General features: G+C 34.4%; 22 protein-coding genes, 2 tRNA genes and 1 pseudogene. 23 read left to right on the forward strand and 2 right to left on the reverse strand.

The annotated features are described in order from the left end of the window. The first annotated feature begins 24 nt into the window (after positions 1-24). Together flgM and HYD3684_RS03100 are read left to right on the forward strand one after the other, a co-directional pair. Entirely contained in the window at positions 25-327 is a 303-nt protein-coding gene (flgM, locus tag HYD3684_RS03095) for a flagellar biosynthesis anti-sigma factor FlgM (RefSeq protein WP_015419235.1), read from the forward strand. A gap of 4 nt (positions 328-331) precedes the next feature. Further along, positions 332-404 (forward strand) — tRNA-Val (locus HYD3684_RS03100). A 3-nt stretch (positions 405-407) separates the two neighbouring features. Here the strand turns inward: HYD3684_RS03100 and HYD3684_RS03105 are convergent. After that, positions 408-1,835, reverse strand: a complete 1,428-nt coding sequence (locus tag HYD3684_RS03105; RefSeq protein WP_015419236.1) for a chloride channel protein — start codon at positions 1,833-1,835, stop codon at positions 408-410. 37 nt (positions 1,836-1,872) lie between these two features. On the opposite strand from HYD3684_RS03105, the gene oadA reads away from it, so the two are divergent. From oadA to bamA, 6 genes are read left to right on the forward strand one after another with little or no spacing between them, the layout of a single operon-like run. Further along, positions 1,873-3,732 (forward strand): sodium-extruding oxaloacetate decarboxylase subunit alpha, encoded by a 1,860-nt coding sequence (oadA, locus tag HYD3684_RS03110; RefSeq protein ID WP_015419237.1) that lies wholly within the window; start codon positions 1,873-1,875, stop codon positions 3,730-3,732. Then, complete coding sequence (gene hisG, locus HYD3684_RS03115; RefSeq protein WP_015419238.1) at positions 3,725-4,339, forward strand: ATP phosphoribosyltransferase; 615 nt, start codon at positions 3,725-3,727, stop codon at positions 4,337-4,339. The genes oadA and hisG overlap by 8 nt, the downstream gene beginning before the upstream one ends. 9 nt (positions 4,340-4,348) lie before the next feature. Continuing rightward, positions 4,349-5,083 carry a MotA/TolQ/ExbB proton channel family protein gene (locus HYD3684_RS03120; protein ID WP_015419239.1) on the forward strand — a complete coding sequence of 245 codons (735 nt, stop codon included), beginning with the start codon at positions 4,349-4,351 and terminating at the stop codon, positions 5,081-5,083. Positions 5,084-5,088: 5 nt separating this feature from the next. After that, entirely contained in the window at positions 5,089-5,904 is an 816-nt protein-coding gene (locus HYD3684_RS03125) for a flagellar motor protein MotB (protein WP_015419240.1), read from the forward strand. Positions 5,905-5,933: 29 nt separating this feature from the next. Beyond that, entirely contained in the window at positions 5,934-7,634 is a 1,701-nt protein-coding gene (locus HYD3684_RS03130; RefSeq protein WP_015419241.1) for an FAD-binding protein, read from the forward strand. After that, a complete protein-coding gene (gene bamA / locus HYD3684_RS03135) occupies positions 7,634-9,961 on the forward strand; it encodes an outer membrane protein assembly factor BamA (protein ID WP_015419242.1) in 2,328 nt (775 codons plus the stop codon). The genes HYD3684_RS03130 and bamA overlap by 1 nt, the downstream gene beginning before the upstream one ends. Before the next feature lie 9 nt (positions 9,962-9,970). Here the strand turns inward: bamA and HYD3684_RS03140 are convergent. Further along, positions 9,971-10,044 (reverse strand) — tRNA-Arg (locus tag HYD3684_RS03140). A gap of 52 nt (positions 10,045-10,096) precedes the next feature. On the opposite strand from HYD3684_RS03140, the gene tyrS reads away from it, so the two are divergent. From tyrS to HYD3684_RS03215, 15 genes and pseudogenes are all read left to right on the forward strand, one after another. After that, a complete protein-coding gene (gene tyrS / locus HYD3684_RS03145) occupies positions 10,097-11,275 on the forward strand; it encodes a tyrosine--tRNA ligase (protein ID WP_015419243.1) in 1,179 nt (392 codons plus the stop codon). Next, a complete protein-coding gene (locus HYD3684_RS03150; protein ID WP_015419244.1) occupies positions 11,272-12,582 on the forward strand; it encodes a nucleotide sugar dehydrogenase in 1,311 nt (436 codons plus the stop codon). The genes tyrS and HYD3684_RS03150 overlap by 4 nt, the downstream gene beginning before the upstream one ends. Next, on the forward strand, positions 12,582-13,001 hold the full coding sequence (nusB, locus tag HYD3684_RS03155; protein ID WP_015419245.1) for a transcription antitermination factor NusB: 420 nt from the start codon (positions 12,582-12,584) through the stop codon (positions 12,999-13,001). The genes HYD3684_RS03150 and nusB overlap by 1 nt, the downstream gene beginning before the upstream one ends. Further along, complete coding sequence (locus HYD3684_RS03160) at positions 12,994-13,680, forward strand: uroporphyrinogen-III synthase (RefSeq protein ID WP_015419246.1); 687 nt, start codon at positions 12,994-12,996, stop codon at positions 13,678-13,680. The genes nusB and HYD3684_RS03160 overlap by 8 nt, the downstream gene beginning before the upstream one ends. 19 nt (positions 13,681-13,699) lie before the next feature. Further along, the gene (gene lpxC, locus HYD3684_RS03165) at positions 13,700-14,575 is read left to right on the forward strand and encodes a UDP-3-O-acyl-N-acetylglucosamine deacetylase (protein ID WP_015419247.1); all 876 of its coding nucleotides are present in this window, start codon (positions 13,700-13,702) and stop codon (positions 14,573-14,575) included. Between the two features lie 63 nt (positions 14,576-14,638). Next, positions 14,639-15,466, forward strand: a complete 828-nt coding sequence (locus tag HYD3684_RS03170; protein ID WP_015419248.1) for a DsbC family protein — start codon at positions 14,639-14,641, stop codon at positions 15,464-15,466. Between the two features lie 28 nt (positions 15,467-15,494). Next, positions 15,495-16,634, forward strand: a complete 1,140-nt coding sequence (locus tag HYD3684_RS03175) for an acetoin utilization protein AcuC (protein ID WP_015419249.1) — start codon at positions 15,495-15,497, stop codon at positions 16,632-16,634. Positions 16,635-16,686: 52 nt separating this feature from the next. Continuing rightward, entirely contained in the window at positions 16,687-17,418 is a 732-nt protein-coding gene (locus HYD3684_RS03180) for a Crp/Fnr family transcriptional regulator (protein ID WP_015419250.1), read from the forward strand. Positions 17,419-17,442: 24 nt separating this feature from the next. Next, on the forward strand, positions 17,443-18,966 hold the full coding sequence (gene guaA / locus HYD3684_RS03185) for a glutamine-hydrolyzing GMP synthase (RefSeq protein WP_015419251.1): 1,524 nt from the start codon (positions 17,443-17,445) through the stop codon (positions 18,964-18,966). A gap of 4 nt (positions 18,967-18,970) precedes the next feature. Then, positions 18,971-19,693, forward strand: a complete 723-nt coding sequence (locus HYD3684_RS03190) for a pyridoxine 5'-phosphate synthase (protein WP_015419252.1) — start codon at positions 18,971-18,973, stop codon at positions 19,691-19,693. Further along, positions 19,690-20,130 (forward strand): DNA polymerase ligase N-terminal domain-containing protein, encoded by a 441-nt coding sequence (locus tag HYD3684_RS03195; protein ID WP_015419253.1) that lies wholly within the window; start codon positions 19,690-19,692, stop codon positions 20,128-20,130. Before HYD3684_RS03190 ends, HYD3684_RS03195 begins: the two co-directional genes overlap by 4 nt. A gap of 40 nt (positions 20,131-20,170) precedes the next feature. Then, positions 20,171-21,169 (forward strand): flagellar motor switch protein FliG, encoded by a 999-nt coding sequence (gene fliG, locus HYD3684_RS03200; RefSeq protein ID WP_015419254.1) that lies wholly within the window; start codon positions 20,171-20,173, stop codon positions 21,167-21,169. Further along, positions 21,162-21,911, forward strand: coding sequence for a hypothetical protein (locus HYD3684_RS03205; RefSeq protein ID WP_015419255.1), 750 nt, complete (start codon positions 21,162-21,164; stop codon positions 21,909-21,911). The genes fliG and HYD3684_RS03205 overlap by 8 nt, the downstream gene beginning before the upstream one ends. Then, a complete protein-coding gene (locus tag HYD3684_RS03210) occupies positions 21,877-23,154 on the forward strand; it encodes a FliI/YscN family ATPase (RefSeq protein ID WP_015419256.1) in 1,278 nt (425 codons plus the stop codon). Before HYD3684_RS03205 ends, HYD3684_RS03210 begins: the two co-directional genes overlap by 35 nt. Positions 23,155-23,216: 62 nt before the next feature. Next, positions 23,217-24,879: pseudogene (locus HYD3684_RS03215) on the forward strand (IS200/IS605 family accessory protein TnpB-related protein).

Consider the following 24,879-nt stretch of genomic DNA (forward strand, 5'->3'; position numbering starts at 1 on the left):
CCGATATTTACATAGAGGTGTTATATGAGTAGGATAGAAGGAGATATCACTAGAAACGCTGGGCTAGATACTTCTATTGCAAAGAAAGATAAAGTGCAAAAACAAAGCATTAGTGTTGGAGCCGAAGAGGTTACACCACAAGAAAACAGTGAGCAGGCTTACAAAGTAGAACTATCATCTATAGCCAAAAATATAAATTCAAACTCCGACGAAAATATAAAAGATATGTCAAAGAAGATTGAAGAGATAAAAGCCAAAATTGCTAACGGTTCTTATGAGATAGATACTAAAAAGATAGTAGAAGGTTTATTAAAATATTTTAGTTAATTAAGGGCGATTAGCTCAGCTGGGAGAGCGCCATCCTCACACGGTGGAGGCCACAGGTTCGAGCCCTGTATCGCCCATTGTTAGTCATCTTTATGAGGATAATGTAAAACTCTTACATATATTTCTGGTATATGAAAACCTTGTTTTTCTAGTTTAAATGTATCTATACTATAATGTATTATCATACGCCTTACACCAAAAGCTACACCAGCAGCTATCATCGACGGGACCACCACTCTATAATCTCTTGTCATTTCAAAACTCATAACTACAGCGGTAATAGGAGCGCTTACCGTAGAACTAAGCATCGCTGCAATACCAACTACACCAGACGATACCATATTGATGGGAATGTGTGGATCTATTTGCTTAGCCAAAAGCCCAATACCCCCACCCAACGTAGCACCCATAAAAATACCAGGAGAAAACACACCACCAGAGCCACCAGAACCAAGAGAAACACCAGTTAAGAGAAGCTTCATGAAGAATAAAAATATTAAAAACCAAGCATTTTTTATAGCTTGACTTAACACATCTTGAACGGTAGAATATCCTATACCTTGTACGTAGTAGTGCCCTGTAAAATGCATAAACATAACAGCACAAAAACCCACTATAGTCATACCTATAAAATGCCTTATGTAAGGGTTTTTTGAGATTTTAATAAAAACTGTTTCAGAATAATATACCCAATATACATACATAGCACCGCCTATACCAACCAAGATACCCAAAAGTGTATAAAATGCTATAGCTTCAAAAGGTATGGCCTTTAGAGAAGGTATTACAAACTTGGTATTTTCCACTATAAAAGAAGGTTTATTGCCCCACCAAAGTCTACTCACATAGCCTGCAACTCCAGCAGATATTATAGCTGGAATTATGGTCCTTACGCTTGCTTCTGGGGATATAACCTCCAAAGCATAAACCACGCCTGCCAAAGGAGTGTTGAAAGCAGCCCCTATGCCACCGCCAGCACCAGAAGCTATAAGTGTATATATCTGCCAATATTCTAAATTAAATATTTGCCCTAGCGTAGAACCTATTACACCACCTATTTGTACTATAGGGCCTTCTCTACCCACAGATCCACCAGAACCAATCGATATCGAAGAAGCCAATATTCTCGCCCCTATTATCCTAGGCCTTAATTTACCTTTTCTATAGTAAATCGCATATAAAACCTCTGGCGTCCCAAAACCTTTTGCTTCTATAGCATAGTTTTGGACTATATAAACTACTACCATACCAACCAAAGGTGGTACAAACATCACAAACCATCCAAGGGGGCTTGGTAAACTATGTTTATCGGCATTATAAAAAATATCTATCCTCTGATAGAAGAAAAGATTGTGGAAAAATGCTATCATAGATCTAAAAACTATAGCACCTATACCGCCCAACAACCCTGTTAAAAACGACAACAGCAACATGTGAATGGGTACTTCATGGTTTAATGTAATAAAATCCAAAAATTTTTCCCAATAGGTCTTTAGCTTTTCAACCATAAAAAATTATTTTACCATTTTAGTGTATAATAGTGATATGGAGAAATTATACTTTACCGACGTTAGTCTAAGAGACGGTATCCAGAGCCTTTTAGCTACAAGAGTACGAACAGAAGACATGCTTCCTACGTTAGAAATATTGGATAAATGTGGATTTTGGTCTTTGGAAGTGTGGGGTGGCGCTACATTTGATGTGTGTCTTAGGTATCTAAAAGAAGATCCATGGGAACGTTTAAAACAATTTAAAAACATCGCAAAAAATACCAAACTTGAAATGCTGTTAAGAGGCCAAAATATCGTAGGCTATAGGAATTATCCAGACGACGTTGTGGAGGCTTTTGTTAAAAAATCTTACGACAATGGAATAGAAGTTTTTAGAATTTTTGATGCTTTAAACGATGTTAGAAACATGAGAAAAGCCATAGAAACTGCCAAAAGCTTAAATGCTATAGTAAAAGGAGTGTTATCGTATACAACAAGTCCAGTCCATACCGTCGAATACTACGTAAAAATAGCAAAAGATTTAGTAGATATGGGTATAGATATAATTTCTATAAAAGATCAAGCCGGCATATTAACTCCAAAAATGGCTTTTGATTTGGTAAAAGCTCTAAAACAAGAATTTAAGCTTCCTATACACGTACATACACAAACCACTGCAGAACTTGCTAACATGGCCCAGCTTAAAGCCTTAGAAGCTGGAGCAACTATGTTTGATACGGCTTTTTATAGCTTGGCATCTCAGACTTCCCATCCGTCTGGAGAAACAATGATACATGTTTTTAAGGAATTTGGCTATCAAATAGATGTAAACCAAGCACTTTATGAAGAAGCTGGCAATGTTTTTAGAGAGGTTAGAAAAAAGTATAAAAAATACGACACACTACCTCCTTATCCAGACGTATCCGTATTAACACACCAAGTACCAGGTGGTATGATTAGTAACTTTATAAGTCAGCTCAAAGAACAAAACTTAGAAGATAAATTGGAAGAAGTGTTAAAAGAGGTAGCTAGAGTTAGAGAAGACTTAGGATACCCTCCTCTTGTGACACCTACAAGTCAAATGGTGGGGTCTCAAGCTTTTCTAAACGTAGTAAATAAAGAAAGATATAAGGTTGTCACGAAAGAAATAAAAGATTATGTGAAAGGTTTATATGGAAAACCACCAGCCCCTATAAAACCAGAAATTATGGAATTGATATTAAAAGACGAAAAAGATAAAGTCTATTTTGATATAAGACCAGCCGACCTTCTTCAAAATGAATTAGATGAAATAAGAAAAGAAGCCTACTATGCAGGCGCAAGAAATGAAGAAGACGTACTTTCTTACGCCATATTACCAGTAGTAGCTAAAGAGTTTTTCGAATGGCGAGAAAAATTTGAAAAAGGCTTGGTACAAAAAGAAATAGAGTATACATATAGCGATTGCAACGAAAACGTGCCTGTTGAATTTAACATAGCCGTTCATGGTGAGCAGTTTAATATAAAAATAGTTGGTAGAGAAGGTATGTCAAAAGATAGAAAGCTCTTCTTCATAAGAATAAACGATCAATTAGAAGAAGTTACCGTTGAACCAATAAAAGAAATAACAGTTTCCCAACAAAAATTTAGCAGTGTTGATATACCAGAAGGAACATCTGTAAAACCAAAAAGGCCAAAAGCCCAGGACATAGGCGATATATCTTCAAACATCTCAGGTAAGGTTGTGGATATAAAGGTAAGCATAGGCGATAAGGTAAAAGAAGGCGATACGCTTTTAATAGTAGAAGCTATGAAGATGGAAAATGAGATAAAAAGCACAATAGATGGGCAAGTAGAAGAAATTCTGGTAGAAATAGGAGAAGTTATAAATCCCGGTGAAGTGCTTATAAGATTAAAACCAGAATTTGATGCTTAAAATAGCAATACCAAAAGGAAGACTGCTAGAAGAAGTTTCAGATTTGCTTGTTAAGAGCGATATAATACCTTTTAAAATTGAAGAAAGTAGAAAACTAATAGTTGATATAGATTACTTCAGATTTTTAATAGTAAAACCATCAGATGTAGCCACATACGTAGAGCAAGGAGCGGCAGATATAGGAGTGGTAGGGTTAGATGTGATGAAAGAAGAACCAAAAGAAGTATATGAAATTTTAGATTTGGAAAACATAGGTAAATGTAGTATGGTAGTGGCCGGAAAACCAGAAAAAATTGAAGATTACAAAATACTTCATTTTACAAAAGTAGCTACAAAGTATGTAAATATAGCCAGAAGCTTCTTTGAAGACAAAGACGTTTCTATAAACATTATAAAATTAAACGGTTCGGTAGAAATAGCTCCCATAATAGGGCTAAGCGATTATATAGTTGATATAACTCAAACAGGGAAAACATTAAAAGAAAATGGTCTCGTAGTGATGGAAAAAATATTTGATTCATATGCAAAGATAATATGCAACAAAGCAGCTTTTAGAATAAAAAAATATGATATATTTAAAATATTGGATAAATTATCCGATATTTAGGTATAGTGTATGGATATATTCTCTATTATAGGTTTTTTGGCTTTTGGTACACTTTTGTTAGGAGCTTTCTTAGATGGGGCTCATCTAGCAATTTTAATACAGCCTCCTGCTTTCTTAATAGTAGTACCATCTACCCTTTTGGGAGTGCTTGGTTCCGTGCCAGCTGGCAAGATAGGTTATATAATAAAAGCCCTAAAAATGGTCTTTAGCGGAAGCATAGTAAACCCAGAAAAAACGAAGGAAGAGATATTGGAAATAGCTAACAAAGCTCGTAAAGAGGGTATACTGAGTCTTGAGTCTAGTATAGACGAAATAAAAGATCCTCTTATAAAAAGAGGCGTTGAGCTCATGGTACTTGGCATGGATGAAGAATCAATAGTTTCTATATTAGAAGCAGAACTTACAAAAGAAGAGGAAGAACTAAAGATAGGAGTAGAGTATTGGAAAACTTGTTCAGAAACTTCACCTACTATGGGTCTAACCGGAGCTGTTTTTGGATTGATGCACGCTTTAACACAGCTAAACGACCCAAATAAGTTAGCTGAAGGTATATCCACAGCCTTTGTGGCTACCGTTTATGGCATCACTAGCTCTTATCTTATTTTTGGACCATGGGGTAGAAAATCAAAGGCAAAACTTGACATGATAGTTATGGCTGGTTATATGACAATAGAGGGTATCAGGCTTATAGCAAAAGGTGAAAACCCAAGACTTATAGAAGAAAAGCTTAATGCTTATGCGTGATAAATATGGCTAAAAAACAAAAATGTCCGGAAGAAGCTTCTGAAAGATGGGCTATACCATACGCTGATTTTTTAACACTTCTTTTAGCTCTTTTCATTGCTTTATACGCAATAATGAGAGGAGCTAAAGCTATACCAATATATGCAGAGGCTTTTGCAAAAGCTATGGGCATGAGGATACTTCCATTTGAACAAACGCTCCCAACTCAAATATTACCACAACCAGTACTTCCAAGGGTTCAACTAACACAAAAAGGGACATATATAAATATGCAGTTGAAAAGAATAGAGCAAATGCTGAAAAAACAAGGCTTAGAAGGTAAGTTCAAAGTTAAACTTGTGCCTCAGGGTATCAAGCTAATACTTCAAGACACTATATTGTTTAAAAGCGGTAGCGCTGATATAGAACCTAAGTATTATCCATTGCTTGATTCTATATACAAAATAATTTCGAGCTTGCCAAATCCCATAGAAATAGATGGATACACAGACAACACTCCTATACATACACCTATATTTCCCTCAAACTGGGAACTGTCTACCGATAGAGCGGCTTCTGTTGCTAAGTACTTCATATCTAAAGGTTTTGATCCATCAAAGATAAAGATCGCTGGGTATGGCAAGTACCATCCATTGGTACCAAACACAACACCAGAAAATAAAGCTATGAACAGAAGGGTTGAAATAACAATACTTAATATAAAAGGAAGTGAACTTACCACGCTTGCACAATATGAAAATCCAAACAACAAATGGGAACAAATAGAAAGAAACTGGGGCATCATCCCGAATGCTCAAAATTCCAATAACCAATCTCGGTAAATTTTTGGTTTTTCATATATAATATTTATATGCTAAAGTACGATATCGTTGTAATAGGCGGCGGTGGTGCTGGATTAATGGCTGCCATAGAAGCTTCTAAAGATAAAAACATAAAAATAGCGGTTGTTTCTAAAGTTTTCCCAACTAGGTCTCATACCAGTGCCGCTCAAGGTGGTATGAACGCTAGCATAGGAGTAGCTGATCCAAACGATTCACCAGAAAAACATGCTTTTGATACAATAAAAGGTGCCGATTTTTTAGCAGACCAACAAGCTGTCTTGTTTATGTGTAAGAATGCTCCAGACGTGATATACGAGTTAGATAGAATGGGTGTCCCTTTTTCAAGGACAAGCGACGGTAAAATAGCTCAAAGGCCTTTTGGAGGAGCTTCTTTTCCAAGAACCGTTTATTCCGCGGATAGAACAGGCCACGTACTTCTACATACACTATTTGAACAAGCAATGTCAAAAGAAAATATAGATTTCTTCAACGAGTATTTTTTGCTTGACTTAGACATACAAGATGATACTTTGCAAGGTATTGAGATTTTAAATATAAAAGATTCAACGGTTTTATATGTAAAAACAAAAGTAGCCATATTAGCTGGGGGTGGCTTTGCAAGGATATACTGGCATAGAAGCACCAACGCCTCTGGTAACACCGGAGATTTGCAAGCGGTAGCTTTAAGAAAAGGTCTGGCTCTAAAAGATATGGAATTTATCCAATTTCATCCAACGGGTCTTGCCAAAACTGGTATACTTCTTTCAGAGGCATCGAGGGGAGAAGGTGGATACCTTTTAAATGTTAAGGGTGAAAGGTTTATGGAGAAATATTCTCCAAATAAAATGGAGTTAGCCCCAAGAGATATAGTATCAAGATCGATAGAACTTGAAATAAAGAGCGGTCTTGGTGTAGGAGAAGGAACATCTGCATATGTGTATTTGGACCTAAGACATTTGGGAGAAGAAAAAATAAATGAACGATTACCTCAGGTAAGGCAATTAGCCATCGATTTTGAAGGCGTAGACCCTGTAAAAGCTCCGATACCCATAAGACCTACAGCTCATTATTGCATGGGGGGTATAGATGTTGTTGATTTTAAAAGCTCCCAAACAAGTGTAAAAGGGCTTTTAGCTATAGGAGAGTGTGCTTGCGTATCAGTACACGGCGCCAACAGGTTAGGAGGTAATTCCCTTACTGAGCTTGTGGTGTTTGGAAAATACGCTGGTGAATATGCACGTGAATATGCAAAAAATTCCGATTTTTCAAATAAAAATCCTGTAATAAACTCTGAAGCTTATATAAACTCTTTGATGCAAAGAGAAGGAAATGTTAAACTGTACGAAGTAAGAAATAAAATGGGGGAAATAACATGGTTTAACATGGGTATATTTAGGACGGAAAGCTCTTTGAAAGAAGCTTATGAAGAACTCACAAAACTATTGGATATGTGGTATTATATACCAGTTTCAGACAAATCAAGAATATTTAATACAAATCTTATTGAGCTTTTAGAGTTAAGAAATATGCTTGAATTATCAAGAGCGGTAGCTTTATGCGCTTTAAACAGAAGAGAATCAAGAGGTGGGCATTGGAGAGAAGATTACAAGGAAAGAGACGATGAGAAGTTTTTAAAACATTCGCTGGTACAATATAAAAATGGTGAGCTTAACTTAAGCTACAAAGAGGTAGACACAAGTATTTACAAACCAGAGGAGAGGAAATATTAATGAAAAAAGTATTTTTATTTATATTGCTGTTAGTATCTTTTGGCTTTTCCCAAACTATATCAAAAATAGAAGTTGTTGGAAACAAATATATACAATCAGGTCTCATTAAAGGGTTTATGAAGCTGCACCCAGGTATGCAATTTTCTCAAACTATGCTGGATGAGGATATAAAAAGGTTATATGAAACTGGATATTTCAAAAATATAGCAGTAAAAGAAATAAAAAAGGACGATCATGTAAAACTTATATACATTGTACAAGATTTGCCAATTATATATCGTATAGAATTTAAAGGCAACAAAAGACTGAGCTCTAAAGACCTTGCCAGAAAACTTGGCATAGAAACGGAGGTAGGAAAATTTGGATTAAATCAAGCTACTAGAGGTTTAACGCCATCTTCCAGCATAAATGAGAAGATAGAAATTATAAAACAATTCCAATTAGGAAAAGTCTTAAGCGAAGAACAAATCCACGAGCTTATAAACCGTATCAAAAAAGCCTATGAAGAAGCTGGATACTCTCATGTGGGTGTAACCTATAAGATAATACCAGTTAAAGGGGCATCAAGACTGGTGTTTTATATAAAGGAAACAAAACCTACCTATGTGAGTGACATTCATTTTATAGGTAACAAGACTTTTAGCGACGGTAGGCTCTTGGACCATATGAAAACGCAACCCTTTAGTCTCTTGGCTTTTAGATGGCACCCCCCTTTCAACAAACATATACTCATGGATGATATAAAGAGATTGAAAAAATTTTATGAAAATGAAGGTTTTTTTGAAGTCCAAATAAACAAACCCATTATTAAAAAACATGGACACTGGGTAAATATAACCATCAAAATAAACGAAGGGCCAAGGTATAAAATAGGTAAGATAGTTTTCAAAGGAAACAAAATGTATTCTGAAGATGAACTTTTAGATAAAATAATACAGCACAGAGATAGCAAAAGGTATTATAAAAAATCTATAATAAAACTTATAGAAAAAAGAATATATGATAAATACGGCAAGATAGGTTTCATCAATGAATACACCAGCGTAAAAAAGAAACCAGATTTTAAAAATAAAACTGTGAATTTAGTTTTTCATGTTTACGAAGGTGGTCCAGTATACGCTGGTAAAATCCATATACGAGGAAATTACGAAACAAGAGACTATGTTATAAGAAGAGAAATGAGGGTACAAGAATACGACCTTATTACAAGACACGAACTAAGTAGATCAAAGGACCGTATAATGAACTTAGGCTACTACGACAACGTACAAATAGTACCAGTGCCAAAACCAGATAACTTTGATGATATATATACAAAAATCCAAGAAAGATATACAGGTCAGTTCTCAGTGGGTCTTGGCTACAATCAGGTAACTGGTCTTGCTGGATTTGCATCCATTAGGAAAGGTAATTTCCTAGGTACCGGTGATATAGCTGGCGTATCTTTATCATACGGTGCTAATTATCAAAACGACTCAATAAGCTATACACACAAATGGTTGTTTAACAAACCTATAGATGTAACTGGATCACTATACGATACAAAGATCTACTATGTAGACTACACTGTGCAAAGAGTTGGTTTTGACTTAACCTTTACGAAAGAATTTGGTGAATATTGGTATGCAAGCTTAGGCACAAGCATACAAAAAGTAACGTATTCTGACATATCATCTTCTGCTCCGCCGGTAATCCAATCTCAAGCGGGCACTTGGCAAGCAAGAAAGTTAATATTTTCGGTTTCTCATAATACCACAGATTACTATTTGTTCCCTTCAAAGGGATCTATTCAATCTTTAACATACACAATTGCTTTACCGGTGCTTGGTGGTAGTGAAAAATTCCAGAAAATTGTGCTTTCAAACGCAAACTTTATAAAAGACCATATATTCTACACCGGTACAATATTCTCAGCGAGAGAGACTGTTGGTTGGGCTCAAGCATATTCCAATTCGGTTGTACCTTTGGATGATGAATTTTTCGTAGGTGGTGACTATACGATAAGAGGTTATAGTTACGGTTACGCTGGTCCTCTTGACTCAGCTGATGAACCAATAGGTGCTACAAGGGAGATTGTGTTAAACTTTGAAACGGATTATCCTCTATACAAAAACATCTTCTACGTAGACGCCTTTTACGATACTGGTAGAGGTGCGGATTCTTGGTCTGGTCTAAAACCAAGCAATTGGCTTGGAAGCTATGGTGTAGGTATAAGATTTATAACCTCTTATGCACCAGTGAGACTTGACCTTGCTTTTAAAACCAAACCAGTACCAGGAGATACCGCAAGAGAAAAGATATCTTTTGTACTTGGATCGTTTTTCTAAGATATTATACGCCCTGGGCAGGAGTCGAACCCGCAACCTTGGGATCCGTAGTCCCATGCTCTATCCAATTGAGCTACCAGGGCTAATAACATATTATAGCATATTAAAAGCCAAAAACAGGTATAATATATAACCATGGATATACAGAAACAATTGGAGATTATACAAAAAGGAACCGTAGAAATTATAGAGAAAGAAGAGCTTATAGAAAAGTTAAAAAAGGGAAAGCCCCTTGTAGTAAAAGCAGGTTTTGACCCTACAGCAAAAGATTTGCATTTAGGGCACACGGTTTTGCTTCAAAAATTAAGAGACTTTCAAAATTTAGGGCATGAAATAATATTTTTAATAGGTGATTTTACAGCGATGATAGGAGATCCAACCGGTAGAAACGAAACAAGACCCCCTCTTTCTAAAGAAGAAGTTTTAGAAAATGCAAAAACATATCAAGAGCAAGTTTTTAAGATTTTAGATAAAGATAAAACAAAAATTTTATACAACAGCGAGTGGCTATCTACTATGACAACAAAAGATATAGTCAACCTTGCTTCAAAATATACAGTAGCAAGAATGTTAGAGCGCGATGATTTTCAAAAGCGCTATAAAGAAGGCTCTCCTATACACATTCATGAGTTTTTATATCCACTTTTTCAAGGATACGACTCTGTGGTGCTAAAAGCAGACATAGAGATAGGAGGGTCTGATCAAAAGTTTAACTTGCTTGTAGGAAGGGAACTTCAAAAGGATTACGGCTTAGAAAAACAAGTTTGTATTACTATGCCGCTTTTAGTGGGAATAGACGGTGTAAAGAAGATGTCAAAAAGCTATGGAAACTATATAGCACTAAAGGATGATCCTAAGGATATGTTTGGAAAAATTATGAGTATATCTGATGAACTTATGTACGACTATTATACTTTACTCACCGATAAGACCCCAGATGAGATAGAAAAGATAAAAGCGATGCATCCTATGGAAGCTAAAAAGCAGCTTGCATACATCATTGTATCAAGATTTCATTCAGAGGAAAAGGCCAAAGAAGCAAAGGAATTTTTTGAATCTACTTTTTCTCAAAAAGAGTTTCCGAAGGACGCACCAGTATTTAGCTTTTCTGATAAAGATTCTTTAAAAGCTTACGAACTTATAGTAAAGATAGGTTTTGCACCTTCAAACAACGAAGCAAGAAGAATAATATCTGGAGGAGGGCTAAGAATAAACGGAGAGAAGATAACAGATCCGAACAAAGAAATAGTTGTTGAAAATGAGCTAAGAGTACAAGTGGGTAAAAAACATTTTGCAATAATCAAAAAAGCATGATAAACATAGAAGATTTTCTAAACAAAAAAGAGTCAATATGCGTAGTAGGGCTTGGGTATGTAGGGCTTCCATTGGCTGTAGCGTTTGCAAGACATTTTAACGTAATAGGTTTTGATATAAACCAAATAAGGATAAACGAATTAAAATTAGGTATAGACAGGACAAAGGAAACTACTCCTGAAGAACTTCTAAATAGCAATATACTTTTTACAGCCAACGAAGAGTATATAAAAAAATGTAAATTTATTATTATTACAGTACCAACACCTATAGATAAACACAAAGTACCAGACCTAAAACCTATATTTAGTGCATCTACTATAGTTGGAAGAAATTTGCAAAAAGACAGTATAGTAGTTTATGAATCTACAGTATATCCTGGTCTAACGGAAGAAGAATGTGTACCTATATTAGAAAAAGAATCAGAACTTAAATGGAAAAAAGATTTTTTTGTGGGTTATTCACCAGAACGCATAAATCCTGGTGATAAAATACACAGGTTTGAAAATATAGTAAAAGTAGTTTCTGGAGACAGTGAATATAGTCTTAATATAATAAGCGAAATTTACTCTAAGGTTGTAAAAGCTGGAATATTTAAAGCAAAATCTATAAAAGTTGCAGAAGCCGCTAAAGTTATAGAAAACACCCAACGAGATATAAACATTGCGCTTATGAACGAACTATCGATGATATTTCATAAAATGGGTATAGATACAAAGGATGTATTAGAAGCCGCTTCTACCAAATGGAATTTTCTCAAATTTGAACCAGGCTTGGTAGGAGGGCATTGCATCAGCGTAGACCCTTACTATCTAACATTCAAGGCTCAAGAGTTAGGCCACCATCCAGAGGTAATTCTTTCTGGTAGAAGAGTAAACGACAATATGCCAAACTTTGTAGTACAAAACGTTTTAAAGCTTTTAATAAAAGCAAAAAAACAGATAGAATCCTCAAAAATAATCATATTTGGGCTCTCTTTTAAAGAAAACATTCCAGACATAAGAAACTCAAAAGTAGTAGATATATACAACGAACTTAAAGATTTTGGTATAAATACATACATATACGACCCATACGTATACAAAGATGAAGTGTTTAAAGAATATGGTATAGAACTTCTACAAGACCCTTATGAAAAAGCACCTTACGACGCTGTAATTGTAGCGGTAAAACACAACGCTTTTGGGGAATACGATATAAGATTTTACGAAAATATTACTAAAAGCCCAAAAATTTTGATAGATATAAAAAGCTTATACAACAAAGATATTTTCTTAAAAAACGGCTTTCTTTATTGGAGCTTATAATGAAAGAAATAAGAGCAAGAGCACGAGAAATAGCATTTAGAAGCCTTTACGCTTGGGATATAAGTGGTGGAGAAATATCTAGCATAGCTCAAGAAATTATAAATATGAGCGAACCGCCACTTAAAAAAGATAGTAAAAAATATGCACTACTTATAACAAAAAAGTTTGAAGAAAATATAGAAAATATAGACAAGAAAATAGCCTCTTATCTTGAAAATTGGAATCTTGATGATTTGGGCAGCATAGAAAAAGCTATTTTAAGAACTGCTTTCACAGAATTTCTTTACATAAAACCTAAAAAAAACATACAAGCTATAATAGATTATGTAGAAATTGCAAACAACTATGGTAATAAAAAAACGCCTTCTTTTATAAACGGTATTCTCTCCAGACTATCAAAAGACATATACAATGTATAAGCTGCTTCTCACAAGAGAAGAAGAGAAGAACTTAGAATCTCAAAAAATATTCTCTTCTTACAATATAAATACTATCAGCTTACCTATGATAGAAACAATACCAAAAGAGTTTGAGTTAAAAGGCTTTGACTTTGACAGTATAATCTTTAGCAGCAGAAAAGCTGTAGAAATATTTTTTAAAAATTTATATATTTGCAAAAATACAAATATTAATATATATATTGTGGGAGAAAAAACTAAAGAGTCTTTCTTAAAATTTTACAACACAAAAAAATTAATCACTAGAGATTCAATAAAAGAAATACTACCTATAATAAGTGGTAAAACTCTTTGGATAAGAACGGACTTTGAGCTTCCAGAAGATATAAAAAATATGGTAAAAAACAAAGATATTTTCATATTGGAAGCCTACAAAACTAAGCATAAGGTTTACGATATAGAAAAGGTATTAGAGGCTGTTAATACTATAAATGGAATATTTTTTGCTAGTCCTTCAGCTTTTTTAGGGCTTTTAAAAAATTTGCAAAATTACAAATACATTTTAAACGAAAAAGATATATTTGCCATAGGAAACACTACGGCAGATGCTATAAAAAATGAAGGATTTAACGTGACTTATGTACCACAAAAACCAAACATAGAATCTATAGCAAAATACATATCATCTATTGGCACATAATTTGCCTAGATAATTATGTATGAGAAACGAATGTTTTTTGCAAAATACCATATCTGATTCTTTTACAATAGAGGGCATTGGTATACACTCAGGTGAAATATCAAAGGTAAAGTTCCATCCAGCAGAAGAAAATACAGGCATAATCTTTATGAGGAACGCTTATAAAGTAAAAGCTCATGTGGAAAATGTAGTAGATACTTCAAATTCAACATCCATAGGAAACGGTATAGTAACTTTTAGAACTATAGAGCACATAATGGCAGCCCTATATTTAGCGGATATAGACAATGTAATAGTGGAGTTTGTAAATTCTGATGAATCCCCTATTATGGATGGGAGTGCTTGTGAGTTTTTCAAGCTTTTAGAAAAATACAAAGTTACTCAAGATGCTCCTAAATATTTTGGCTATCTTTCAAATATTGTAAGAGTTTCAGAGAGCAACAAATATATAATGGCAAAACCACAAAAAAGTTTGTCTATTACGTTTGAAGGATTTTTTGGAAATTTTCTAAAGCATCAAACCTATAATTACAACTCCGAATTGGAAAAACCACACATAGATAGAAAGCTTATAAGCGCCAGGACTTTTTGTCATATAGAAGATATAGAAAAACTTAGAAAGTTAGGTCTTGGAAAAGGTGGCTCTTTAGAAAACAACATAGTGCTTACGGATACAGGCGTATTAAACCAAGGTGGACTAAGACATTCTCATGAACCTGTAAGCCATAAAGTCCTGGACTTAATAGGAGATTTATATTTAACCGGTGTAAGATTTTCAGCAAATATATACTCTTACATGGGTGGACATAAATTAAATATTGAATTTGTAAAAGAAGCCATAAAACATATCAAAATATCTGAGCACCTATTAGAAACAGCAAAAACAGCTTCATAAAACACTTTTAGATAATCACATAAATTTCATGATATACTATTAAAATATTATATGGAGGTAATTATGAACATTAAATTTAAAAAAGCTAAATTTTTAAAGCCAAGTTTAGTGCTTGCGTTAGCTATTTTTGGTATTGGTTTAAATGCTTGTAGCAAACTTCAAACTACAAAATGCCCTTCTAACAACACTATAATTACAAACGTAGAGCATTTTACACCACCAGGGGCAAAGGTCCAAGTGGTAGCAGAAAAACCTTTAAAACAAATAAAAGGCCTTTGTGAAGTGGTTATAAAAATAAACGGTGGGCCACCAAATGTTATATATACTGATCCAAAAGGAAACTACTTTATAGCTGGTCAGCTTCTAAACGCTATTACAAAGCAAAATCTTACAGAAGAAACTGCGAGCCAGTTCTTAAAAGTAAGCAAAAATGAAGAATCAGGACTAAATCAGTATGTAGCTTTTAGTTATTACAAAGGAAAATCTTATTTTGGTACAAATCCACCACCAGCAGAGAAATACATATATCTAATTACCGATCCTAAATGTCCATTTTGCCACGAGGCAGAACCTCTTATACAAAAATGGGCAGATAAAAATGGCGTAGAAGTAAGAGTTATACTTTTCCCACTGCCAATACATCCAGGAGCTTTCCAATCAGCTGTAGGGCTTTGGTGCAACAAAAAAGGATGGAACAGCCTACACGATGCTTACAACGCAAAAGCACCTATGTCTCAATGCCCTCAAGGAGAAGCTTTTATCAAAAACTCTATGCAAGAAGCTATGAAACTTGGAGTCCAAGGTACACCCACTATTATAGGCATGGATGGTAAAATGCATCCAGGAGCCCCAAGTAGTGAAAAACAATTAGACCAGTGGTTAGGTAAATAAATCATTTTATTTTCAGGCTTTTTATAGTGTGAATATTTTAATAGCTAGTGAAAAGTATAAAGAGTTAAGATACCCTAAAAACCATCCCTTGAGGGTGCCTAGGGTTTCCCTTATGATAAATTACCTTAAGGCACTTGGTTTTGATGTCGATTATCTAGAAGGAAGGGATGCGTCTATAGAAGAGTTGCTTATTTTCCACACAAAAGATTATATAGAGGCTCTTATAGAAGCAGATAGAATGATGAAAGCCACCAATTATATGAGAGAAAAATATGCCATAGGAACTATAGAAAATCCTGTATCAGCGGGTATGTGGAAAGGATCTTTGTTGGCAACGGGCTCTAGCGTCCAAGCCGTAGAATTTTATATTAAAAACCATAAAACAGAGAATGAATTTGTGGCGTTTAACCCAGCAGGTGGAATGCATCACGCAATGAAATCACGGGCAAACGGTTTTTGTTTTTTAAACGATCCAGTTATAAGCATATTGCATCTACAAAAACATGGTTTTAAGAAGATAATGTATATAGATTTAGATGCTCATCATCCAGATGGTGTTCAAGAAGCTTTTTATAACAGCGCCGATGTGTTTTTAATAAGCTTGCATCAATCTCCAGAGTACGCTTTTCCTTTCCATGTTGGATATGCAGATGAACTAGGAGAAGGTGAAGGTTTTGGTTTTAATATGAATATACCTCTTCCAAAGGAGATTAACGATAACGATTTCTTGCATGCTTTAGAAAAAGCCATTGAAATAGCCACAAAAAAATTTACCCCGGATGCTTTTGTGATACAAATGGGTGTTGATGCTGTAAAAGAAGATTACTTATCAAAATTTAGTCTATCAAACAACATTTATATAAAAGCAATAGACATAATAAGAAAATATACAAAGAAATTTATTTTGCTTGGAGGTGGTGGATACAATCCAATAAGCCTTGCCAGAGCATGGTCTTTGATATGGCTTTATTTAGAAGGTATTGATGTAAAATCTATAAAAGTCACAAAAGAAGCAAAAACGCTTTTAGAGTCTGTAGATTACGAAGATTTTGACGAGATTATGGAGCCACAAATATATACCAGCATACTAGATGAACCACGAGAAGGAGATGTTACCATAAAAGAATATCTTGAAAAAATATTTTATTTGCATAAATTTAGTATATGATGGTATAATCATATGGTTATATCACTAATTTATATTATTTTTGGAGGTATGTATGGAAACAATGGAAAAGCCTAAGAGCACCATAGATCAGAAGATAAAGTTTCTTAAAAGCGTTAGCATATTTGAGAATATGTCTAACGATGAGATAAAGGAAGTGGCAAGTCTTCTAAATATGAGAGAATATAGAAAAAACGAATATATATTCTTTGAAGAGGAATCTGAACCTGGGCTTTTTATATTGATGGATGGTATAGTCAAGCTCATAAAAGAGACCCAGGACGGCCGCACAATTATAGTAAGGCTCGTATTTCCAAAAGATACCTTTGGATGGATTGAGTGGGGTGGATCAAATATAAAGTCAAAAATAAAAACTACATACACAGCTCAATCTATGACAGAATCATCTGTTTTATACCTTTCAAACCAAGACTTTATAAATTTAGCTATCAAGTATCCAGCTTTTGCTGTAAAAGTAACTTGTGATGCTACTCACAATCTTTTATACGCTTACGATATATTAAAATCCATAGCTTCTGGTAGAGTGGAAGAGCGCATAGCAAGAGTGCTACTAGAACTAGCAAAGTCTGTAGGTGAAGAAAAAGAAGGTGGTAAAATATCAATAGAAATACCTATTACTCGTCAAGATATAGCAGAGATGACAGGCACTACTGTAGAAACAGCCATACGTATTATGAGCAAATGGAAAAAAGAAGGTATAATACATACGGAAAGAGGCTATATAGAGATACTTAAGAAAAGGGAATTAGAAAGGCTCATGATATAAGCTAAATATTATAAGGGTAAAACGTTGGAAGGTCACGTACTAATAGTTAGTTTTGGGTCTCAATATGTACAGCTTATAGCTAGAAAAGTAAGAGAGTTAGGGGTCTATAGCGAGATAGTTTCACCAGATATAGACATTGAGGAGATAATTGCAAAAAAGCCATGTGCATTGATATTTTCTGGAGGTCCATATTCGGTATACGAGGAAAATGCACCAAAGCTTGACAAGAAGATTTATGAGCTTGGAATACCCATATTGGGAATATGCTACGGACATCAGTTAATAGCCTATGATTTTGGTGGAACAGTGGAAAGATCAGATAAACACGAGTATGGTAAGGCATATTTAGATTTTAAACCTAACATCTTTTTCAAAGATATACCACAGCATACCGTAGTTTGGATGAGTCATGCGGATAAAGTATATACTTTACCAAAGGATTTTGAGTCTATAGGTTTTTCGGATAACTCAGAAAATGCTGTTATAAAACACAAGCATCTTGCAATATACGGTGTGCAGTTTCATTTGGAGGTTTATCATACCGAATACGGTAAAAAGATGTTGTCAAACTTCTTGTTTGATATAGCAAAATGCCAGCCAAACTGGAATATGAAAAATTTCAAAGAGCATAAAATAGAAGAGATAAAAGAAACTGTTGGCAATAAAAAGGTAATATGCGCTATATCTGGTGGTGTAGATTCTGCTGTAGCTGCTGTTTTAACCCACAAAGCTATAGGTGATAAACTAACGTGCATTTTTGTAGATCATGGGCTTCTTAGAAAAAACGAGTCAAAGGAAGTAATATCAAATCTTACAAATCTTGGTCTTAATATTGTAGCGCTTGATAGAAGCAATTTATTTTTAGAAAAGCTTAAAAACGTTGAAGATCCAGAACAAAAAAGAAAAATCATAGGAAACACTTTTATAGAGATTTTTGAAGAAGAAGCCAAAAAATACAACGCAGAGTTTTTGCTTCAGGGCACGCTTTATCCAGATCTTGTTGAAAGCGCTGGTATTCATGGGTCAGCTAAAATAAAGTCTCACCACAACGTTGGAGGGCTCCCAGAAAAAATGAATCTAAAACTTTTGGAACCTTTAAGAGAACTTTTCAAAGATGAAGTAAGAGCCTTAGGTTTAGAACTTGGTCTTCCAAAAGACATGGTGTATAGACATCCATTTCCTGGGCCAGGGCTTGCGATAAGAATAATAGGAGATGTAAAAGAAGAAGATTTAAACATTCTAAGAGAAGCAGATGCTATTTTTATAGAAGAGTTGAAAAAGTGGGATTTATACGATAAGACGTGGCAAGCTTTTGTTGTGCTTTTACCAATAAAATCTGTAGGCGTAATGGGAGACAACAGAACATACGAAAAGGTTTTAGCTTTAAGAGCGGTAGACAGCCAAGACGGAATGACCGCAGAACCGTCAAAGCTTCCTTATGAATTTTTAGAACATGTGATGAGGAGAATAATACAAGAAGTAAAAGGTATCAACAGAGTGGTTTACGATATATCTTCAAAACCACCAGCCACAATAGAGTGGGAGTAGTGTTATGAGACTAGGTGTGAACATAGATCATGTAGCCACTATTAGAGAAGCGAGGAAAACTTTTGAACCGTCTGTATTAGAAGCCGCTTTTATAGCAAGAAGAGCTGGTGCTCACCAGATTACAATGCATCTAAGAGAAGACAGAAGACACATAAAAGATGAAGATGTAAGGTTGGTAAGGACATTGGTGGAAATTCCGCTAAACCTTGAAATGGCTCCTACAGAAGAGATAAAAGCTATTGCGTTAGAAATAAGGCCTCAAAGAGTTACTCTTGTACCAGAAAAAAGACAAGAGATAACCACTGAAGGCGGATTAGACATATTATCAAACATAGATTATTTGAAAAGCTATATAAAAGATTTTAAAGAAAATCAGATAGAGGTATCTTTTTTTATAGACCCAGACCTTGAACAAGTAGAAGCATCGAAATTTGCAGGGGCAGATGCAATAGAGCTACACACTGGAAGATTTGCAGAGAGTTTTCATAAGAGAGATTTTAGGCTTTTAGAAGAGGAGAAAAATAGGCTAAGGAAAGCTGCAATCTTAGCAAGAGAACTAGGTCTTAATGTTTACGCAGGGCACGGCATCACTTATCAAAATATAAACCTTTTTTTGGATTTAAAAGATCTTATAGAAGAGCTTAACATAGGACATTCTATAATATCAAATGCTGTGTTGTTTGGCTTGGAGAAAGCAGTCAAAAAAATGCTTGATATAATATCATGAGCGATTATTCTAAAAAGAGAGATTTTTCAAAAACACCAGAGCCTCAATGGAGTATAGCAAAAAGCCATGAATCCATATTTGTAGTACAAGAGCATCACGCTTCTCACCTACATTGGGACTTTAGGCTAGCTTTAGATGGTGTATTAAAATCCTGGGCTATACCAAAAGAACCACCAGTAGAAAGTGGTGTCAAAAGACTTGCCATACAAACAGAAGACCATCCTTTGGAATATGCAAACTTCGAAGGTGTGATACCAGAAGGTCAATATGGTGCTGGTGTAGTAAAAATTTGGGATAAAGGCACATTTGAACTTTTAGAACGAACGGATAAAAAATACGATTTTATACTAAATGGCAACAAATTAAAAGGTAAGTATCATCTTATAAAATTCCCCAAAGGTGGTGATAAAGCTTGGTTGTTTTTTAAATCAGATTAATATATTGCTATATAAATAAAAATGGTTTATTATAATAATTATGCCGGTAGATAAATTGACAAAAGCTCAAAAAGCTGCGGTGCTTATGATGGCTTTACCTCCAGAGGTATCTGTGGAAATAATGAAAGAATTAGATGAATCGGAGATCCAAGATATATTTATAAATATGAATACTCTTCAAGGCATTACTCTTCAGGATGTAGAGGAGATAGCTAAAGAATTTTTACAAGATTATCAAGAGACAACAATAGTATCACCAGATACCGAGCAACTCTTGGAGTTTGCAAGAAAAGTTTTACCACCAGAAAAATTTGCCAAGATATATGAATTTGTAAGTAGTTCTACTATTATAAAGAGTTTTCAGGAACTAGAAAAAGTAGATGTTAAAGTTTTAGCTTCTTTATTGGCAAAGGAACATCCTCAAACTATAGCCGTCGTGTTATCTCAATTAAGTCCAATGAGAGCGGCCGATGTATTGCAGTATTTACCAGAGAATATAGCTGTAGAAGTAACAAAAAGGCTTGCAACATTGGAAAATATATCTCCAGAGTTTTTAGGAGAGCTTATAGAAAACTTAGCAGAAGAGATAAGGGGGATAGGTTTAAGCGGATTCTCTCAAAAAACAGATGGGCTTGTATTAGCGGCAGAAGTACTAAACTTGCTCGATAAAAAAATTACCGATAAGATCTTAAACAAAATAGAGCAAGAGGATAAGTATCTAGCAGAAAGGATAAAAGATAGAATGTTTGTATTTGAAGATATAGCAAAACTAAACAACAGAGATATCGTAGAAATACTAAAAGCTGTAGACAAAAACACGCTTATGGTTGCCTTAAAAGGAGCCTCCGATGCCATAAAAGAAAAGTTTTTCTCAAATATGTCTCAAAAAGCTGCTACCATCATGAAAGAAGATATGGAAGCAATGGGTCCTGTAAGAGCCGCAGATGTAGAAAAAGCTCAAAAAGAGATTATAGCCGTTATCAAGAAGTTGGCAGATGAAGGCAAGATAGACCTATCAGGCGGTGCTTCTTATGAATGATCACTTTGAAGCAATACAAAATATTGCCTTTGAAATTCAAAACAAAGAGCCTCCACCAAACAAAATACCAGAAACATCTTTTAACAAAGTTTTAGAGCTTATAAAAAAAGAAACACAAACTAAAATACTACAATACAGAAAAACTATAGAGCAATTAGAACAACAAATAACGTTAAAAGACCAAGAGATTAAAAGTCTTTTGGAAAAACACAAAAAGACTGAAGAAGAAATAGAGACTATTAAAAAAGAATTAGAAAACATTGAACAAGAAAAAAACGCTTTAATAGCCGAAAAGGAACAATTGAAAGCTACCATAGAACAACTAAAAGAAAACGAAGCTAAGGAAGAAGCTTATAAAAATGCCGTTTTACAAAGTTTAGAAACTATCAAAAATACCATAAGCCAAAGCGAGCAATTAACCATAGAAGAGATAAGTACATTGATATCAACTATACTAAGTAGTTTATACGCAAAATGTAGTATAGATTTAGACTCTATAGTAAAAAAAATTTTAGAGGATAGCGGTATATTTAAACATTTCATCATAGTAAAAGCCAACAAAACATTTATAGAAACTTTTCAAAAATATATAAAAAATCTAGATAACGTAGAAATTAAATTTATAGAGGAAAACCTAGAAAACGGCGAATTTCAAATAGAAACAGAGGACTTTATTTTGGAAAGATTTAACAAGGATTTATTAAAAGATGTTGTTGAAAAGGCCCTACAAAATATACGGTAAAATAACTAAGGTAAGTGGGGTTTACATAGAAGCTTCCAACTATAGTTCTGGTGTCGGGGATGAAGTAACGATAGACGGTGGTTTCAGAGGTGAGATCATAGGCTTTGACAAGGAAAATGCAATCATAATGTGTTTTGACAGCAATGTTAATGTAAAACCGGGCACTAAAGTGCTATATAGCGAAGAACCAGTATCTACATATGTATCAGAAGAATTTTTAGGCAAAGTATTAGATCCTTTCGGAAACATAATATATAGTGCTAATACCAAAAGCGTAAAATCATTAAAAAAATTACCTTTAAGTTTAGAAAACTACTCTCCTATGGAAAGAAAAAAAATATCAAAAATATTTGATTCCGGCGTAAGGACCATAAACGCGTTAACAACCATTGGTGTAGGACAGAGAATAGGTGTTTTTGCTGGGGCCGGTGTTGGAAAAACCACTACGCTTGGCATGATTATGAAGCATAGTTCTTCTGACATAGTAGTATTAGCGCTTATAGGAGAGCGTGGAAGAGAAGTTAGAGAGTATGTAGAAGATGTGTTGGGAGAGGCTTTTGAAAAATCGGTGGTGATAGTATCTACATCAGACCAAACGCCTATAATGAAAGTCAAAGGTGCCATCAGCGCTTTAGTACATGCTAGATTCTTTGCCAGCAAAGGTTACAATGTGTTACTTGTGATGGATTCTCTGACAAGACTTGCCATGGCGCAAAGAGAAATAGGGCTTTCTATAGGAGAGCCCCCTACACTAAAAGGTTATACACCTTCTGTATTTCTTGTTATGTCAAAGATAATAGAAGGATGTGGGCTAGTTGGAGACTATGGTATTACTGGAATATTTAGCGTACTGGTAGAAGGTGACGATACTTCATTAGACCCTGTAGCAGATAGCGCCATGAGTTTTTTGGATGGACATATACTTTTATCCCGAAAAATAGCGGATTCGGGTATCTATCCAGCTATAGACCCACTTAAAAGCATAAGCCGTATAATGCCAAATATAGTCTCAGATGAGCATTGGAACTACGTGCTTAAGTTTAAACAAATTCTATCTGAATATTATTCGATGGAAGATATCATAAAAGTAGGACTTTATAGGAAAGGATCCAACCCCACCATAGATAAAGTTTTAGAGCATAAATCCGATATAGATAGTTTTTTCATGCAAAATCCAAAAATTGGCATAAATTATAATAATAGCTTACAAGAGTTAAAAGAGCTTTTAAGCAAAATAAGTTAGGAGGTACACAACAGTTGCTATTTTCTGTAAAAAAGTGTAAAATAATAAACTATGGGCGGGAAATGTTGACACTTCAATGTTTACTTGAGTTTCAAAATGAAAAAGATAAAGAGATTGTATTAGATTTGATGCGTAGATTTTCATCAGCAATGAGATATGCATACAAAAGATTATTGGAAGGTGAAAAAAGAAAAGATTTAAAAAAACATTTATCAAAACTATTTAACATAAACACAAGATACTCAGATGATGCTATTCTTTTAGCACAGTCTACAATCTCATCATACAAAGAAAGAGGACAAAATCCAAAAAAGCTTGTATTTGGCTCAAGGAAATTGTTTGAGCAATTAAAGAAAAATCACTTAACAGGCAGAAGAAGAAAAGAGCTAAAAGAAAAATGGAAAGAAAGCAGACAAGGGAATTTATATTCAAGAGGAGATAAAACAAAACAAGGTAATTTGAATTTAAGATTTGAGTGGATAAATGATAAACTTTATTTAAGAATAAACACAGGAGATAGACAGTATATCTATGCAAAGGTAATTAGAAGTGTTAAAAGAGAAAAAGATAAATGGATAGAGTTTATGTTTATATTAGAAAAGGCATATCAGACAAGTGATTGGTTTCCATATAGCGTTAGATTAAAAGTAAAAACGGTAATGTATATGCTTTCATATCTGTGGAAGAAAAATTACCACCTGTTACAATTAAAAAGATAATGGAATAATAGGCATAGATATAAACGCTTATCCATTTCATTTAGCATTAGTAACAGTGTCAAAAGATGGAAATCTGGAAAACTATCAAGCGATAAGCTTGCATGAGTTATTGGATGTTAGCTCAGAAAAAAGACAATATTTAGAATGGCAAATAGCACATCAAATAATAGAAATTGCTAAGAAGGAAAACAAAGCTATTGCAATAGAAAACTTAGATAAACTACCAAAAGGTAAAAGAGGAGATGGGTTTGCTAAACTAAGACAGAAATTGCAAAAGTGGATATACAAGAGATTATTAAATAAAATAGAGATTACAGCAAGAAGAAATGGAATAGAAATTAGAAAAGTAAATCCAGCATATACATCTTTAATAGGCAAATTAAAATATGCACCGCAGTTTAACATAGACAAAGATATTGCAGCAGCATTTGTAATAGCAAGAAGAGGATTAGGATATAAGGAAAAACTACCTAAAAACTACAAAGGATTATTAAATGATAAAGATTTTCTTTTGTTTAGTGAAGCCAGTATTGAGGATAAGATCGCTAAACTCAAGAAAGAGATAAAAGAAGAGAAAAATCAGTACAAAAGAAATAAATTAAAAAGCAAATTGGTAAAATTAAAAAAGGATTTAAAAACGTTACAAAAACATTTGTCGTTTATTATAGAAAGTGAAAAGAGTAAGTCAGCTTCTCAACAACCTGTAAACCGACGGAAGGAACAGGTGAGAGGTCTACCTGTAGGTAGATACAAAAACTGGCAAGTTCTTTTCACAGCCTTTGCCTTCTCTTGCCTTGAGAGTTATAGAGACTTTTCTCCCTTGAAAAGGGTAATGATTTCAAGGGATTGGGTAAGGATGGCAAACAGGTTAGTTCCTGTACTTGGTGCAGGGTCTATGATACTTCCAAAATACCGCCTGTTGGGGTTGGAAGTATCTGAAATGGCGGAATACAAATACCCCAACTCAAGCTGTACAGAGCAATACAGTTTTGTACAGTTTGGTTGA

The sequence above is a fragment of the Hydrogenobaculum sp. 3684 genome (assembly GCF_000213785.1).
Lineage (GTDB): Bacteria > Aquificota > Aquificia > Aquificales > Aquificaceae > Hydrogenobaculum.

Bases quoted from the DNA above. Each gene is read 5' to 3' on its own strand.
- bamA (WP_015419242.1), top strand. From the start codon at position 7,634: ATGAAAAAAGTATTTTTATTTATATTGCTGTTAGTATCTTTTGGCTTT.
- HYD3684_RS03180 (WP_015419250.1), top strand. From the start codon at position 16,687: ATGGAAACAATGGAAAAGCCTAAGAGCACCATAGATCAGAAGATAAAG.
- HYD3684_RS03170 (WP_015419248.1), top strand. From the start codon at position 14,639: ATGAACATTAAATTTAAAAAAGCTAAATTTTTAAAGCCAAGTTTAGTG.
- HYD3684_RS03195 (WP_015419253.1), top strand. From the start codon at position 19,690: ATGAGCGATTATTCTAAAAAGAGAGATTTTTCAAAAACACCAGAGCCT.
- HYD3684_RS03210 (WP_015419256.1), top strand. From the start codon at position 21,877: ATGTTGTTGAAAAGGCCCTACAAAATATACGGTAAAATAACTAAGGTA.
- HYD3684_RS03105 (WP_015419236.1), bottom strand. From the start codon at position 1,835: ATGGTTGAAAAGCTAAAGACCTATTGGGAAAAATTTTTGGATTTTATT.
- oadA (WP_015419237.1), top strand. From the start codon at position 1,873: ATGGAGAAATTATACTTTACCGACGTTAGTCTAAGAGACGGTATCCAG.
- HYD3684_RS03120 (WP_015419239.1), top strand. From the start codon at position 4,349: ATGGATATATTCTCTATTATAGGTTTTTTGGCTTTTGGTACACTTTTG.
- tyrS (WP_015419243.1), top strand. From the start codon at position 10,097: ATGGATATACAGAAACAATTGGAGATTATACAAAAAGGAACCGTAGAA.
- HYD3684_RS03205 (WP_015419255.1), top strand. From the start codon at position 21,162: ATGAATGATCACTTTGAAGCAATACAAAATATTGCCTTTGAAATTCAA.
- HYD3684_RS03160 (WP_015419246.1), top strand. From the start codon at position 12,994: ATGTATAAGCTGCTTCTCACAAGAGAAGAAGAGAAGAACTTAGAATCT.
- HYD3684_RS03190 (WP_015419252.1), top strand. From the start codon at position 18,971: ATGAGACTAGGTGTGAACATAGATCATGTAGCCACTATTAGAGAAGCG.
- nusB (WP_015419245.1), top strand. From the start codon at position 12,582: ATGAAAGAAATAAGAGCAAGAGCACGAGAAATAGCATTTAGAAGCCTT.
- flgM (WP_015419235.1), top strand. From the start codon at position 25: ATGAGTAGGATAGAAGGAGATATCACTAGAAACGCTGGGCTAGATACT.
- fliG (WP_015419254.1), top strand. From the start codon at position 20,171: ATGCCGGTAGATAAATTGACAAAAGCTCAAAAAGCTGCGGTGCTTATG.
- HYD3684_RS03150 (WP_015419244.1), top strand. From the start codon at position 11,272: ATGATAAACATAGAAGATTTTCTAAACAAAAAAGAGTCAATATGCGTA.
- HYD3684_RS03125 (WP_015419240.1), top strand. From the start codon at position 5,089: ATGGCTAAAAAACAAAAATGTCCGGAAGAAGCTTCTGAAAGATGGGCT.
- HYD3684_RS03130 (WP_015419241.1), top strand. From the start codon at position 5,934: ATGCTAAAGTACGATATCGTTGTAATAGGCGGCGGTGGTGCTGGATTA.
- hisG (WP_015419238.1), top strand. From the start codon at position 3,725: ATGCTTAAAATAGCAATACCAAAAGGAAGACTGCTAGAAGAAGTTTCA.
- lpxC (WP_015419247.1), top strand. From the start codon at position 13,700: ATGAGAAACGAATGTTTTTTGCAAAATACCATATCTGATTCTTTTACA.